This is a genomic window from Streptomyces sp. NPDC107500 (assembly GCF_055582785.1).
Map to the genome: position 1 here is coordinate 222,942 of NZ_JBVJPF010000004.1, position 13,520 is coordinate 236,461.

Annotated in this window: 12 protein-coding genes; 9 read left to right on the forward strand and 3 right to left on the reverse strand. The window is 72.4% G+C overall.

The genetic code is table 11. The features are described from left to right. Positions 1 to 93 precede the first annotated feature (93 nt). From ACZ67M_RS17545 to ACZ67M_RS17575, 7 genes are all read left to right on the forward strand, one after another. Positions 94 to 1,383: an ABC transporter substrate-binding protein gene (locus ACZ67M_RS17545; protein ID WP_469851592.1), complete on the forward strand. Its 1,290-nt coding sequence runs from the start codon at positions 94 to 96 to the stop codon at positions 1,381 to 1,383. 49 nt (positions 1,384 to 1,432) lie between these two features. Beyond that, on the forward strand, positions 1,433 to 2,377 hold the full coding sequence (locus ACZ67M_RS17550) for a carbohydrate ABC transporter permease (protein ID WP_385795830.1): 945 nt from the start codon (positions 1,433 to 1,435) through the stop codon (positions 2,375 to 2,377). 14 nt (positions 2,378 to 2,391) lie between these two features. Then, positions 2,392 to 3,219: a carbohydrate ABC transporter permease gene (locus ACZ67M_RS17555; RefSeq protein WP_125493805.1), complete on the forward strand. Its 828-nt coding sequence runs from the start codon at positions 2,392 to 2,394 to the stop codon at positions 3,217 to 3,219. Next, positions 3,216 to 4,286: a LacI family DNA-binding transcriptional regulator gene (locus ACZ67M_RS17560; RefSeq protein ID WP_392238503.1), complete on the forward strand. Its 1,071-nt coding sequence runs from the start codon at positions 3,216 to 3,218 to the stop codon at positions 4,284 to 4,286. The genes ACZ67M_RS17555 and ACZ67M_RS17560 overlap by 4 nt, the downstream gene beginning before the upstream one ends. 62 nt (positions 4,287 to 4,348) lie before the next feature. Then, positions 4,349 to 6,283, forward strand: a complete 1,935-nt coding sequence (locus ACZ67M_RS17565; protein WP_469851594.1) for a glycoside hydrolase 5 family protein — start codon at positions 4,349 to 4,351, stop codon at positions 6,281 to 6,283. Further along, positions 6,280 to 8,568 (forward strand): glycoside hydrolase family 3 N-terminal domain-containing protein, encoded by a 2,289-nt coding sequence (locus ACZ67M_RS17570; RefSeq protein ID WP_469851595.1) that lies wholly within the window; start codon positions 6,280 to 6,282, stop codon positions 8,566 to 8,568. The genes ACZ67M_RS17565 and ACZ67M_RS17570 overlap by 4 nt, the downstream gene beginning before the upstream one ends. Positions 8,569 to 8,583: 15 nt before the next feature. Beyond that, positions 8,584 to 9,405, forward strand: coding sequence for a siderophore-interacting protein (locus ACZ67M_RS17575; protein WP_361363575.1), 822 nt, complete (start codon positions 8,584 to 8,586; stop codon positions 9,403 to 9,405). A gap of 5 nt (positions 9,406 to 9,410) precedes the next feature. On the opposite strand, the gene ACZ67M_RS17580 is transcribed toward ACZ67M_RS17575, so the two are convergent. After that, positions 9,411 to 9,920, reverse strand: coding sequence for a CGNR zinc finger domain-containing protein (locus ACZ67M_RS17580; RefSeq protein ID WP_469851597.1), 510 nt, complete (start codon positions 9,918 to 9,920; stop codon positions 9,411 to 9,413). A 139-nt stretch (positions 9,921 to 10,059) separates the two neighbouring features. Here ACZ67M_RS17580 and ACZ67M_RS17585 point away from each other — a divergent pair, with 139 nt between their 5' ends. Continuing rightward, positions 10,060 to 10,929, forward strand: coding sequence for an alpha/beta fold hydrolase (locus ACZ67M_RS17585; protein WP_469851599.1), 870 nt, complete (start codon positions 10,060 to 10,062; stop codon positions 10,927 to 10,929). A gap of 23 nt (positions 10,930 to 10,952) precedes the next feature. On the opposite strand, the gene ACZ67M_RS17590 is transcribed toward ACZ67M_RS17585, so the two are convergent. After that, entirely contained in the window at positions 10,953 to 11,885 is a 933-nt protein-coding gene (locus ACZ67M_RS17590) for a ketopantoate reductase family protein (RefSeq protein ID WP_469851601.1), read from the reverse strand. Between the two features lie 50 nt (positions 11,886 to 11,935). Between ACZ67M_RS17590 and ACZ67M_RS17595 the strand changes: the two genes are divergently transcribed. Then, the gene (locus ACZ67M_RS17595; RefSeq protein WP_469851603.1) at positions 11,936 to 12,553 is read left to right on the forward strand and encodes a CGNR zinc finger domain-containing protein; all 618 of its coding nucleotides are present in this window, start codon (positions 11,936 to 11,938) and stop codon (positions 12,551 to 12,553) included. Positions 12,554 to 12,561: 8 nt separating this feature from the next. Here ACZ67M_RS17595 and ACZ67M_RS17600 read toward each other — a convergent pair whose 3' ends face one another. Beyond that, complete coding sequence (locus ACZ67M_RS17600; protein ID WP_392013081.1) at positions 12,562 to 13,392, reverse strand: alpha/beta fold hydrolase; 831 nt, start codon at positions 13,390 to 13,392, stop codon at positions 12,562 to 12,564. Positions 13,393 to 13,520: the final 128 nt, after the last annotated feature.

A 13,520-nucleotide genomic window follows, 5' to 3' on the forward strand; every position in this document is an offset into this window, starting at 1 on the left:
CTTGACCGCGGTCCCTCCACTCCATATGGTCCTCGCACCTCACGAGGTACATCGATTAACCAATCGTTAACCGCTTGGTTGGAGACCCCCGCTGTGCGCTCTTCGCTGACTCGGCGCGACCTGCTCGCCGCCGGTTCCGGCCTGGCTGCGGCCGTTGCCCTGCCCGCTCTGTCCGGCTGTTCGTCGTTGGCGTCGGCGGACTCCGATCCGGACACCCTCGTCGTCCACACCCAGCTCGGCACGACCGCGCCGGGCTCCCCCACCTACCTCGCGGCCGTCGACCAGTTCCGCGAGGAGAACCCGGGGCTGAAGGTCAAGAACCTCGTCAACGGCGACGACCTCGGCCAGGTGTACGAGACCTCCCGGCTGGCCCGCAAGGAGGCCGACGTCGTGATGGTCAACCTCTACGACAAGACGCTGGCCTGGACGGACGTCGGCGCGACCGTCGACGTCCGCCCCTACCTGGACGACTGGGGGCTGCGCGACCGGGTGCTGCCCGCCGCCCTGGCCGACTGGACCGACGGCGAGGGCCGCATCAGGGCGTTCCCCTACTTCGCCACGAACTGGCCGGTCGCCTACAACCGTGCCCTGCTCGACCGGGCGGGCGTCGACGAGATCCCCACCACGGGGGACGCGTTGATCGCCGCCGGCCGCAAGCTCCGCGCCAAGGGAGTCGCCCCCGTGACCGTGGGCGGCAACGACTGGACCGGGCAGAAGCTGATGGCGCAGATCATCCAGACGTTCCTGTCGCAGGAGGAGGCCCGGCACGTCTACGCCACCGGCGACTTCGGCGGCCGCGGCGCCCGCCTGGGCATCGAGTACTTCACGCATCTGCGCGACGCCGGGGTCTTCGCGGACAAGGCGCAGGGGCTCACGTCCGACTCGATGAACACGCAGTTCAACACCGGGGAGGCGGCGATCCAGTCGGCGATGTCCTCGGCGCTCGCCAAGGTGCCCCAGAAGGTGGCCCGGCACACCGAGGTGGGCGGCTGGCCCCTGGCCGACGGCGCGGCCCACGAGGGTCCGACCGTCATCCGCGCCTACACCCTCATCGGTTTCTGGATCAGCCCCAACGGCGTGCGCAAGATCGAGCAGGTCGAGAAGTTCCTGCGGTTCATGTACCGGCCCGAGACGGTGGCCCGGTTCGTGACGGAGAGCGGCCGGGACATGGCCCTGCGCACGGACGCCGTGAGTACGGACTTCCCCCTGGTGGGCGCGGCCCAGCGGCTCGGTTCCGAGGTGAGCCAGGTCCTCCTCCCCGACGTGTACGTGCCGCCCGCCGCGGCGCAGCAGCTGATCACCGCGACCAGCACGTCCTTCACCCGGGGCACGAGCGCGGCCCGTGTGCGCGCCGCCCTCGAGTCCGCGTACCGGTCCGCATGAACCGACCGGTCCCCCTCGTATCCGCCACCCGTACTCCGGGAGTCACCGCATGACGACGCTCACGACGACGCCGGACGGCAGCGCGGCCCGTCGGTCCGCACCCCCGCCCTCGCCCGCCTCCGCACCGCGCGGGCACCGGCGACAGGGCGGCACCGTCCTCGCGGTCCCCGCACTCGCGTGGTACCTCGTGTTCATGGTCGGGCCGCTGCTCGCGATCTTCGTGATCGCGGCCCTGCACTGGCCGGGCATGCTCCAGCCGGTGTCCTTCGCGGGCCTCGACAACGTCCGGGTGGTCCTGGACGACCCGGTGTTCTGGGACGCGGTCCGCAACACGGCCGTACAACTGGCCGTCGCCCTGCCCGTGATGATCGTCTGCGCGTACATGCTGGGGTACTACGTCGCCCAACGGCCGCCCGGGCACCGCGTCCTGCGCTACCTGCTCTTCATCCCGGGGCTGATCTCGACGCCCGCGAAGGCGATGGTCTTCTACGCCGCCCTGTCCCCGGACGGCCTGCTCAACGGGGCGTTGACGGGCATCGGCCTGGGTTCGCTCACCGACGCCTGGCTGGCCTCGCCCTCGACGGCGCTGGCGTGTCTGATCGCCCTGGACGTCTGGAGCGGCATCGGCTTCACCGCCGTGCTGTTCGCGGCCCGGCTGGGCAGTGTGCCGGACGAGCTGGGCGAGGCCGCGCAGCTGGACGGGGCGGGGCACTGGCGGACGATGTGGTCGGTGCACTTCCCGGTGATCCGCGACTACGTGGGCGTGGTGACGATGCTCCAGTTCCTGTGGACGCTGTTCGGCTCGGCGCAGCACGTGCTGCTGCTGACGCAGGGCGGTCCGGGGACGTCGTCCACCACCCTGTCGTTCCTCGTCTACCAGAAGGCGTTCATCGCCGCCGACCTCGGCTACAGCCAGACGGTGGGCGTCCTGCTCTTCCTCGCCGGCCTCGTCGGGCTGCTGACGATCCGCCGCGTCTTCCGCCAGAACTACTGATCGGAGCAGCACTCATGAAGCTCGGCAAGCGCTGGCTCCCGGCCCACGTCCTGGTGTGGACGTACGCGGTGCTGCTCGTCGTCCCGCTGTACTACTTCCTCGCCTCGGCGTTCAAGTCGAACGAGGAGATCTTCGCCCACCCCTTCGCCCCGCCCACCTCGCTGGGCCTGGACAACTTCCGGACCGCGTTCGACAGCGCCGACCTGGGGCTGGCGGTGGTCAACTCCGCGCTGGTGACGGTGGTCTCGCTGGCGCTGACGCTGCTGCTCGCGATCCCGGCCGCGTTCGCCCTGGCCCGTTCGACCGGGCGGCTGGCGGGGCTGGTGGAGAAGGTCTTCTCCCTGGGCTTCCTGATCCCCACCTTCGCCGCGCTCTTCCCCACCTTCCTGCTGGCGGCGGCCACCGGGCTGTTCCACACCCGGATCTTCATGGTGCTGTTCCTGCCGGCGACGGCGCTGCCGCTGTCGGTGGTGATCCTGGTGCAGTTCATGCGCACCATCCCGCCGGAGATGGAGGAGGCCGCCCGGCTGGACGGAGCGTCGACCTTCGCGGTGCTGCGGCACGTCTACACGCCGATGTGCCTGCCGGGCATCGCCACCGTGCTGCTGCTGAACTTCCTGACCTTCTGGAACGAGTACCTGTACTCGCTGGTCATCATCGGCCCGGACCCCGCGCAGCGCACGGTCCAGGTGGCGCTGCCCACGCTCAAGTCGATCACCGGCACGGACTACGGCGTCCTGACGGCGGGCACCGTGCTGACCCTGGTACCGGTGTGGATCGTCTACACGGTGCTCCAGAAGCGCATGCAGCAGGCCCTGGTCAGCGGGGCGGTGAAGGCGTGAGCCTGTCCACCGAGCGGCCGGGCCGGCGGCCGACGATCAAGGAGGTCGCCGCCGCGGCCGGCGTGTCGACCGCCGCCGTATCGCAGGCGTTCAACAACAAGGGCCGGCTCTCCGAGGCGACCCGCCGCCGCATCCTCGACGCCGCGCTGGAGCTGGGGTGGAGCCCCAACGCCCCGGCGGCGGCGCTGCGCAACGCCCGTACCCGCAGCCTGGCCCTGGTGGTCCGGCGCCCCACCGACGTGCTGGGCTCCGACCCGCACTTCAGTGAGCTGATCACCGGTATAGAGGGTGAGCTGGCGCCGCGCGGCTACGGTCTGCTGCTGCACCTGGTGAGCGGTCACCGGGAGGAGTACGCGCTCTACGAACGGCTCGCGGCCGAGGGCCGGGTGGACGGGGCGGTGCTCACCGACGCCCGCGACGAGGACGCCCGCCCCGCCCTGCTGGCCCGGCTGGGGCTGCCCGCGGTGCTGCTGGGCGCGCCGGACGGCACGGGCGCCGTACCGCGGGTGGGCCTGCGGGACCAGGGGGCGGGGATCGCCGAGGCCGTCGCGCATCTGCTGGCGCTCGGCCACCGGCGTGTCGCCTATGTCAGCGGGCCACCGGAGTTGCAGCACACCCGGGTGCGCAGGGCCGCCTTCGAGGACGCCCTGCGCGCGGCCGGACTGCGTCCCTTCGCGGTCCTGCCGACCGACTTCAGCGAGCGGCACGCCGTCGGAGCCACCGAGGCGCTGCTCGCGGCGGACGACCGGCCCACCGCGCTGGTGTACGCGAACGACTCGATGGCGGTGTGCGGCATCGGCACCGCGCAGCGCGCCGGGCTGGCCGTTCCAAGGGACGTGTCCGTGGTCGGCTACGACAACCTGCCGCTCGGCAGCTGGCTCCACCCCCGGCTGACCACGGTCGACCAGCAGGTGCAACGGGTCGGCGCGGCAGCCGCCCGCATGCTGCTGGCCCTGTGCGGCGAGCCGGTCGAGGAGACCGGCCTGGACGGGCGGCCGCGGCTGGTCGTCCGTGAGTCCACCGGCCCCGCCCCGCCCGGGGCCGGCGCCACGGGTCACCCCGGCTGACCTCACGGCCGCGGCGCACCCGCGGCCACGCACCACCCGAACCCCACCACGCGAGAAGGACCATGCGACGCGACAGCGCCCAGCTCACCCACCAGCCCGCCGTCCTGCCCTGGCTCGGCGCCAACTTCTGGTCCCGCACCGGCGGTCCGCTGATGTGGCGGAACTACGACCCGAAGACCGTCCGCGAGGAACTGCGCGTACTGGGCGAACACGGCCTGAACATGACCCGGTCGTTCTTCTACTGGCCCGACTTCCACCCGGAGCCGGACCGCGTCGACGACGAACTGTGCGCGCGGTTCGAGGACTTCCTGGACGCCCACCTCGAAGCGGGCATGGGGACGGTACCGACGTTCATCGTCGGCCACATGTCCGGTGAGAACTGGGACCCGGCGTGGCGCGGCAACCGCGACCTGTACGAGGACGTGTGGATGGTCGGCCGCCAGGCGTGGTTCGTCTCCCGCATGGCACGCCGCTTCAAGGACCACCCGGCGGTCACGGGCTGGCTGATCACGAACGAGATGCCCGGCTACGGGCGGATCTACCAGGTGGACCCGCCGTCGGCCGACGTGGTGACCGCCTGGGCCCAGGCCATGTGCAACGCGGTGCGCGCGACCGGCGCGACGCAGCCGGTGTCGCTGGGCGACGGGGCGTGGGGCATCGAGGTCACCGGCCGCGACAACGGCTTCTCGCTGCGGGAGACCGCCGAGTACGTCGACTTCGTCGGCCCGCACGTGTACCGCTCCGACACCGACCGGCCGCGGCAGCACTACCGCGCGGCCTTCGAGTGCGAGCTGGCCGCGGTGACCGGGCAGCCCGTGGTGCTGGAGGAGTTCGGGCTGTCCACCGACACCGTCTCGGCCGCCAACGCGGGCCACTTCTACCGCCAGACCCTGCACAACTCGCTGCTGGGCGGGGCCACCGGCTGGATCGCCTGGAACAACACCGACTACGACGCCCTGTGGGACCAGTCCCCCTACGACCACCACCCGTTCGAGATGCACTTCGGCATCACCGACTCCACGGGTGCGCCCAAGGAACCGCTGCGTGAACTGGCCGCCTTCGCCGACGTGCTGAAGGCCGTGGACTTCCCGAACTGCGCCCGGACGGAGGCCGACGCCGCACTGGTGGTGCCCGCCTTCCTGGAACGCGGCTACCCGTACAGCCGTCCCGCCGACCGGCCGCTCATCTTCACGTCCCTGCACCAGGGTTACGTCACGGCGCGCGCCGCCGACCTCCCCGTCGCCCTCACCCGCGAGGCCGACGGGCTGCCCGGCGAGGCGTCGCTCTACCTGCTGCCCGCCACCCGGCAGCTCACCACGCGTACCCGCCGGGAGCTGGCCCGCCGGGCCGCCGACGGCGCCACCGTGTACCTGTCGTTCTGCTCCGGCGAGCACCCGGGCACCCGCGGCCCCTGGTTCGACGACCTGGACGGGCTCTTCGGGGTGGAGCTGCAATTGTCCTACGGCGTCGCCGAGCCGATCGAGGACGACGTACTGGAGATGACGTTCACCGAGGACTTCGGGGGCCTGCGCGCCGGAGAGGTGCTGCGCTTCCCGGTCGCGGGGAACGAGGACAGCCGCGCCTACCTGCCCGTGGTGCCGCGCGCGGGCCGGGTCGTCGCCGTGGACGCGCACGGCCGGCCCGCACTGGTCGTGAACGAGACGGGCACGGGCCGTACCGTGCTGGCCACCTACCCGCTGGAGCACATGGCGGCCCGGACGGCGCGCGTCAACCCGGACGCCACCCACCGGCTGTACGCGGCGCTGGCGCGGGTGTCGGGCGCGCGGCGGCCCGTCACGGTGGCCGATCCGCACGTCTCGGCGGACGTCGTCGCGCACGCGGACGGCCGCCGCTTCGTCTGGCTGGTCAGTCAGAGCGAGCGACCGCTGGTGGTCCGTCCGGAGACCGACGGGAAGCTGCACGGCCTGGCCGACGGCGAGCCCGTGGCGGACGTCCGGATCGACGCGTACGGCGTCGCCGTCCTGGAGCTGCGATGACCGTGCCCCGCTACCGCGACCCGGCGGTGCCGGTGCCGGAACGCGTCCGCGACCTGCTGGCCCGGATGACCCCGGCGGAGAAGGTGGGCCAGCTCAACCAGCGCATGTACGGCTGGCACGCCTACGAGCGCGGCCCGGACGGTCACCGCCTCACGGACGCGTTCCGCGAGGAGGTCGCCGCCTTCGACGGCATGGGCGCGTTGTACGGACTCCAGCGGGCGGACGCCTGGTCGGGCGTCGGGTTCGAGGACGGCCTGGACGCCGGGGACGGCGCGCTGGCGGCGGCGGCCGTCCAGCGGCACGTCAGGGACAGCACCCGGCTGGGCATCCCCGTCCTGCTGGTCGAGGAGATGCCCCACGGCCACCAGGCGCTGGACGGCACGGTGCTGCCGGTCAACCTGGCGGCCGGCGCCACCTGGGATCCGGAGCTGTACGCGGATGCGGTGGCCGGCGCGGGCGCCGAACTGCGGGCCCGGGGCGCGCACGTCGCCCTGGTGTCCGCGCTGGACCTCGTACGTGATCCGCGCTGGGGGCGCAGCGAGGAGTGCTTCGCCGAGGACCCGTATCTCGCGGCACGGATGACCGAGGCGCTGGTCGAGGGCGCGCGGCGGGCGGGTGTCGCGGTGGTGCTGAAGCACTTCGCCGGCCAGGGCGCCACGGTCGGCGGGCGCAACAGCGCGGCGACTGAGCTGGGCCACCGCGAGCTGCACGAGATCCACCTCGGGGCGGCCCGGGCCGGGGTGGCGGCGGGCGCGGCCGGGGTGATGGCCGCCTACAACGAGTTCGACGGCGTGCCGTGCGTGGCCAACCGGTACCTGCTGACCGAACTGCTGCGCGACGAGTGGGGCTTCGACGGTGTCGTGATGGCGGACGGGACCGCGATCGACCGGCTGGTGCGGCTGACGGGTGACCCCGTGTCGGCGGCGGCCCTGGCCCTGGACGCGGGCTGCGATCTGAGTCTGTGGGACGACTGCTTCCCCCGGCTGGGCGAGGCCGTGGAACGGGGGCTGGTGTCCGAGGGGGCGTTGGACGCCGCGGTGGCGCGGGTGCTCACGCTGAAGTTCCGCCTCGGTCTGTTCGAGCGGCCGGGGCCCGCGGACGGGCCCGGGAACCCCGTCCGGCCGGACGTCGGCGGCCTGGGCGAACGGATCGCCCGCGCCTCGGTGACGCTGCTCGCGCACGAGGGCGGGGTCCTGCCGCTCTCCCGGGCCGCGCGGCGGATCGCGGTGCTCGGGCCCAACGCGGATTCCGTCGCCCAGCAGATCGGCGACTACACGGCACCGCAGCGGCCCGGTGACGGCGTGACCGTCCTGGACGGCATCCGTGCCGCCGTCAGGCCCGGCACCGAAGTGGGGTACGCCCGTGGGTGCGGGCTGGTGGGGGACGACGTGTCGCGGGTGCCCGAGGCCGTGGCACTGGCCGCCGGCGCGGACGTCGCCGTGCTGGTGCTGGGCGGTTCCAGTGCCCGCACCGCCGACACCGCCTTCGAGGAGAACGGGGCGGCCGTCACCGGGGCCGGAGCGCCGTCCGGGATGACGTGCGGTGAGGGCGTGGACCTCGCGGACCTGACCCTGCCACCGGCCCAGCGGGCCCTGCTGGCGGCGGTGTCGGCGACGGGGACGCCGGTCGTGGTGGTGCTGGTGCAGGGCCGGCCGCACGCCCTGCCCGAGGTCGGCGCGCCGGTCTCGGCTGTGCTGAGCGCCTGGTATCCGGGGCCGCGGGGCGGGCGCGCCGTGGCCGAGGTGCTGTTCGGCGACGTCGAGCCGCGCGGGCGGCTGCCGGTGTCCGTGCCCCGTTCGGCCGCCCAACTGCCCGTCTTCTACAACGGCAAGGACCACCGCTACCGCGGCTACGTCGACCAGAGCGCGACGCCCCGCTACGCCTTCGGGCACGGACTGTCGTACACGAGCGTCGAGTACGGGGCGCCGCGCCTGTCGCAGACCCGGGTCCCCGTGGACGCGGCCCGCCTGACCTGCCGGGTCGCCGTCCGCAACACCGGGACGCGGCCGGCCGACGAGACGGTGCAGCTGTATCTGCGCCGGGTGTCGGGCGGCACGTCCTGGCCGCGCGTGCGCGAGCTGCGGGGGTTCGTCCGGGTGCGCCTCGCGCCGGGCGAGCGGGCCGACGCGGTCTTCGACGTGGACGCGGAGACGCTGGCGTCCGTGGGGCGCGACCTGTGCCCTGCCGTCGAGGCGGGCGTCGTCGAACTGGAGACGGGACCGGCGTCCGACCGCACCCGGGGGGCGCGTCTGGAGATCACCGACTCGGAATCGCGCGCAACTTAGGCTAGCCTTCCCTTCATGGCGAAGGTTCGTCGGCTCACGCCCCAGCAGCCCGAGATGTTCCGCGCCCGCGTGGTGCGGACCGAGCGGGTCACCCCGTCCATGCAGCGCGTCACGGTCACCGGACCGGGGCTCGGCGACTTCCCGTGGTTGGGGTACGACCACTGGTTCCGCCTCTTCCTCCAGCTCCCCCACCAACGCGCCCTCCGGCTCCCGGAGTTCACCGGCGCGCAGTGGTGGCAGCCGTACCTGGCCATCCCCGAGGCCGAACGGCCGCACTGCGCCAACTACTCCGTGGCCGATTTCCGCCGCGAGAGCGCGGAAATGGACATCGACTTCGTGGTGCACCGCGGGCCCACGGGTGAGATCGAGGGCCGGGCCGCGATCTGGGCCTGCGCCGCCCGGCCCGGCGACGCGCTCGCCGTGCTCGACCAGGGGATCCTCTTCGACTGCCCGCGGGACGCCTCCGAGGTCACCGTCGTGGCCGACGAGACGGGCCTGCCCGCGTCGGCGGGCATCCTGCGCTCCCTCCCCGCCGACTCGGTGGGCCGGCTCATCCAGGAGATCCCCACCGCGGCCGACCGGCGCGAGCTGCACGCCCCGCCCGGCGTGACCGTCACCTGGGTCGTGCGCGAGGACAGCGCCTCCGTCCCCGGCGTCGCCGCCCTGGACGCGCTGCGCCGGGTCACCCGCGCCGAGGCCACGGGGTACGCCTTCGTGGTCGGCGAGTCGACCCTGGCCACCGAGGGCCGCAGGCACCTGCACCGCCTCGGCCTGCCGAAGGAACGCATCACGTTCTCGGGCTTCTGGAAGCACGAGAAGGCGCAGGCCGCGGCCTGAGGGGTTCAGGACTGGGCGTCCTTGACCCGCTGGTAGTGGCGCCGGGCCTTCATCCGGTTCCCGCACTCGGCCATGGAGCACCAGCGTGCGCTGTTGGGCTTGCTCCGGTCCAGCAGGAAGAGCCGGCACTCGGGGTTCCCGCACGGCTTGAGCCGCCCCGGCCTCGCTTCCCGCAGATGCGCCCAGGCCAGCACGGACTCCACCGCGAGACGCCGCGCCGCGGGCACTCGTAGCGACCACTTCAGCCTGCCGTCCTCGATGTCGGGCACACTGTCGACCCCGTCGAGGAACGCGCGCAGGAACTCGGGGGCGCGCTCGCCCCGGACGACGCCCTGAAGCGCGTCCCGCACCTCGACGAGGACGGCGATCTCCGCACGCGTCCCGGCCCCGCCGTGGTCGCGCACCCAGGCGCGGGCCTCGCCGGGCGCGCCCAGGGCGTCGCGCACGGCGCCCTCCACGACGGGCGTCGTGTTGAGCAGCTCCAGCAGCCTCTCCTCGGCCGCCCTGTCGATCATCACATCCACCGTCTAACCCCTCTTCGCAGACTGGCAGGTTACAGCCGCCCACGTATTCTAACCCCTTACGCGCGCTTGACAGGTTACTCCCGAGGTGCTCCACTGGAACTAACCACTTAACGCAATCAAAGGGGTTACGATGAATACCACCGTTCATCACCGCACCGCCACCGTCGACGGCCTGGACGTCTTCTACCGCGAGGCCGGGGACCCGCGGGCGCCCGCCGTCGTGCTGCTCCACGGCTTCCCGACCAGCTCCCGCATGTTCCGGAACCTGATCCCGAAGCTCGCGGACACCTACCACGTCATCGCACCAGACATGATCGGCTTCGGGCACTCGGCGATGCCCCGGGCCGAGGAGTTCGAATACAGCTTCGACTCCCTCACCGACGTGACCGTCGGCCTGCTGGACCACCTCGGCGTCGACCGGTTCGCGGTGTACGTGCAGGACTACGGGGCGCCGATCGCCTGGCGGATCGCCACCCGGTCACCGCAGCGCATCTCCGCGATCGTCACCCAGAACGGCAACGCGTACACCGACGGCTTCGTCAAGACGTTCTGGGACGGACTCTTCGCCTACACCGACCACCCGACCCCCGAGACCGAGGCGCCGGTCCGTGCGGCACTGTCCCCCGAGATGATCCGGTGGCAGTACGTGAACGGGGTACCGGACCCGACCGTCGTCAGCCCGGACAACTGGACCGTCGACCAGGCCCTGCTCGACCGGCCGGGCAACGACGCCATCCAGCTCACGCTGTTCCGCGACTACCCGACCAACGTCACCCTCTACCCCCGGCTCCAGCAGTACTTCCGCGACTCCCAGGTGCCGCTGCTGGCCGTCTGGGGCGCCAACGACGAGATCTTCGGACCCGACGGAGCCCGCGCCTTCCAGCGCGATCTGCCGGACGCCGAGATCCACCTCCTCGACACCGGGCACTTCGCCCTGGAGAGCCACCTGGAGGAGATCACCGCCCACATCCGCGGCTTCCTCAGCCGCGTCGCCCCCTGACCGGCGCCCGCCGAGCCGGGACCTCACGCGTGGCCGGCCGGGCGCCCCATGACGTAGGGGGCCAGGATGTCGGCCACCGTGCGGTTGCGCGGCACCGCGATGCCGAGACGGCCGGCGAGGTCCGCCACTCCCCCGCTGAGCCAGGGCAGTTCCAGGCGGTTGCCCTGCTCCAGGTCGTGGTGCATGGAGGAGGTCATGTCCGCGGGAAGCGTGTCGCAGAAGGCGAGGCGGTCGTCCGCGAACCCGCTGTCCAGCCGCACGCCGGACGCCCGGGCCACGGCCACCGTCTCGGCCATCACCTCGCGCAGCAGGCGGCGGCTCTCCTCGTGGGCCCGCACTACCCCGATGGGTGCGCGGACGGCCGCCGTGGTCGCCGACAGGCCGACCAGGAAGACGAACTTCTCCCAGACGACCCGCTCGATGTCGTCGCTCGTCTCCGCGTCGATCCCGGCGTCGCGGAACGTGGCGAGTACGGCGTCGCTGATCGCCTTCTGACCGTCGCGGTAGGGGCCGAGCACGATCCTCTGCAACGTGCCGTTGTGGACCACGACTCCGGGTTCCCGGATGAACGCGGAGATGAAGCAGACGCCGCCCAGGACCTGTTCGTCCGTCAGCCGGTCGCGGAGGATGCCGTCCGCGTGCACCCCGTTCTGGAGGGAGAGCACCGGCGCCGCGTGCGCGGCCGACGACCGCAGTTGTGCGGCGACGTCCTCGGTGTCCCAGAGCTTGACGGCGACCAGGACCACGTCGGCGGGGCCGAGTTCGGAGATGCTCGCCACCACCGAGGCGGGCGGCGCCCGGAACTCGCCGAGCGGGCTGCGCACGGCCAGCCCCGACCGGCGTATCGCTTCGAGGTGGGCGCCGCGGGCCACGAAGGTCACCTCGTTCCCGGCGGCGGCCAGCCGCGCTCCGAAGTACCCGCCGACGCCGCCCGCCCCGATCACCGCGATGCGCATGAATCCGCCCCACTCCCCTTGGTAACCATTCGAACGGTTACTATCAAATCATGGACGGTGAGCAGCGGGACACGCCTCGTCGAAGGGTCACCGCGCGACTCCGGGAGCTGCGTTTCGACGCGGGGGCCCTCTCCCTGAACCTCGTGGCGACGGTGGGCCGCAGGCCCGGCGTCCCGGTCGAGCGGATGGGGGACGGCGCACGCCTCGAAGCCTGGTGCCGCGGCGTGGGACTGGTGCCGGCCGAGGGGCAGGACCCGCAGGAGATGCTGCGCTCGCTGCACGCCCTGCGCGCGGCGGCGTACGACGTCGCCTCCTCCGCCCTGGACGGCCACCGCCCCCGGCCCGGGTCGGTGGACCTGATCAACCAACTTGCCCGGAGCGAACCGCCGGTGCCACGACTGGAACCGGCGGCCGCCGGCGGCTGGGTCCCGAAGGACGGGCGGCCGCTCACCCGGGAGGCGCTGCTGTCGCTCGTCGCACGGGACCTCATCGACCTCATGACGGACGAGACCCGACGCTCGCGCCTCACCGCGTGCGCCTCCGAGGCGTGCCGGATGCTGTTCCTCGACTCCCGGGGCGGCAGGCCGCGCAGATGGTGTTCCATGCGGCGCTGCGGCAACCAGGCCAAGGCGGCCGGCCACCGGTCGAGGGCCGACGGTCCCCGGTGAGCCGTCCGCTACGACTTCACGAAGGCCAGGAGGTCGGGGTTGACGACCTCCGCGTGGGTGGAGTGCATGCCGTGCGGAAATCCCTCGTACGACTTGAGGGTGCCGTGCTTGAGGATCTCGGCGGACAGCGGCCCGGCGTCGGCGTAGGGCACGACCTGGTCGTCCGTGCCGTGCGCGACGAGGACCGGTACGTCGATCCGTTCGAGGTCCTCGGTGAAGTCGGTCTCGGAGAACGCCTTGATGCACTCGTAGTGGGCGTTGGCCGCGCCCATCATCCCCTGGCGCCACCAGTTGTCGATGAGGCCCTGCGACACCTTCGCCCCCTCCCGGTTGAAGCCGTAGAAGGGCCCGGACGGCACCTCGATGTAGAACTGCGCGCGGTTGGCGGCGAGGGCCGCGCGGAACTCGTCGAAGACCTCGATCGGCGTGCCGCCGGGATTGGACTCGGACTTGACCATGATCGGGGGCACGGCGCTCAGGAGCACGGCCTTCGCGACCCGGCCCGGCTTGGCACGCGCCACGTAGTGCGCGACCTCGCCGCCGCCGGTCGAATGCCCGATGTGCACGGCGTTCTTCAGATCGAGCGCGTCGGTCACGGCCGCCACGTCGGCGGCGTAGGTGTCCATGTCGTGGCCGGTCGCGGACTGGCTGGAACGCCCGTGGCCGCGCCGGTCGTGGGCGATCACGCGGTAGCCGTGCGAGAGGAAGAACAACATCTGGTTGTCCCAGTCGTCCCCGCTGAGCGGCCAGCCGTGGTGGAAGACGATCGGCTGCGCGTCGCGCGGCCCCCAGTCCTTGTAGAAGATGGTCGTGCCGTCCGAGGTGGTGACCGTGCCCATTGCTGATCCTTCCGCGTCGGGGCAGGAGAGAGTACGGACCCTGACCGGGGCCGGAGGCCGTCGCCGAGTCCGTCCCCGCCACCCTACGTCCATGTCGGACATGCCACATTTTCACGCGTAATGATGAG

What these genes read in the sequence shown, in the direction of transcription:
- ACZ67M_RS17550 (WP_385795830.1), top strand. Translation starts at nt 1,433, where the DNA reads ATGACGACGCTCACGACGACGCCGGACGGCAGCGCGGCCCGTCGGTCC.
- ACZ67M_RS17570 (WP_469851595.1), top strand. Translation starts at nt 6,280, where the DNA reads ATGACCGTGCCCCGCTACCGCGACCCGGCGGTGCCGGTGCCGGAACGC.
- ACZ67M_RS17585 (WP_469851599.1), top strand. Translation starts at nt 10,060, where the DNA reads ATGAATACCACCGTTCATCACCGCACCGCCACCGTCGACGGCCTGGAC.
- ACZ67M_RS17590 (WP_469851601.1), bottom strand. Translation starts at nt 11,885, where the DNA reads ATGCGCATCGCGGTGATCGGGGCGGGCGGCGTCGGCGGGTACTTCGGA.
- ACZ67M_RS17600 (WP_392013081.1), bottom strand. Translation starts at nt 13,392, where the DNA reads ATGGGCACGGTCACCACCTCGGACGGCACGACCATCTTCTACAAGGAC.
- ACZ67M_RS17555 (WP_125493805.1), top strand. Translation starts at nt 2,392, where the DNA reads ATGAAGCTCGGCAAGCGCTGGCTCCCGGCCCACGTCCTGGTGTGGACG.
- ACZ67M_RS17565 (WP_469851594.1), top strand. Translation starts at nt 4,349, where the DNA reads ATGCGACGCGACAGCGCCCAGCTCACCCACCAGCCCGCCGTCCTGCCC.
- ACZ67M_RS17575 (WP_361363575.1), top strand. Translation starts at nt 8,584, where the DNA reads ATGGCGAAGGTTCGTCGGCTCACGCCCCAGCAGCCCGAGATGTTCCGC.
- ACZ67M_RS17580 (WP_469851597.1), bottom strand. Translation starts at nt 9,920, where the DNA reads ATGATCGACAGGGCGGCCGAGGAGAGGCTGCTGGAGCTGCTCAACACG.
- ACZ67M_RS17595 (WP_469851603.1), top strand. Translation starts at nt 11,936, where the DNA reads ATGGACGGTGAGCAGCGGGACACGCCTCGTCGAAGGGTCACCGCGCGA.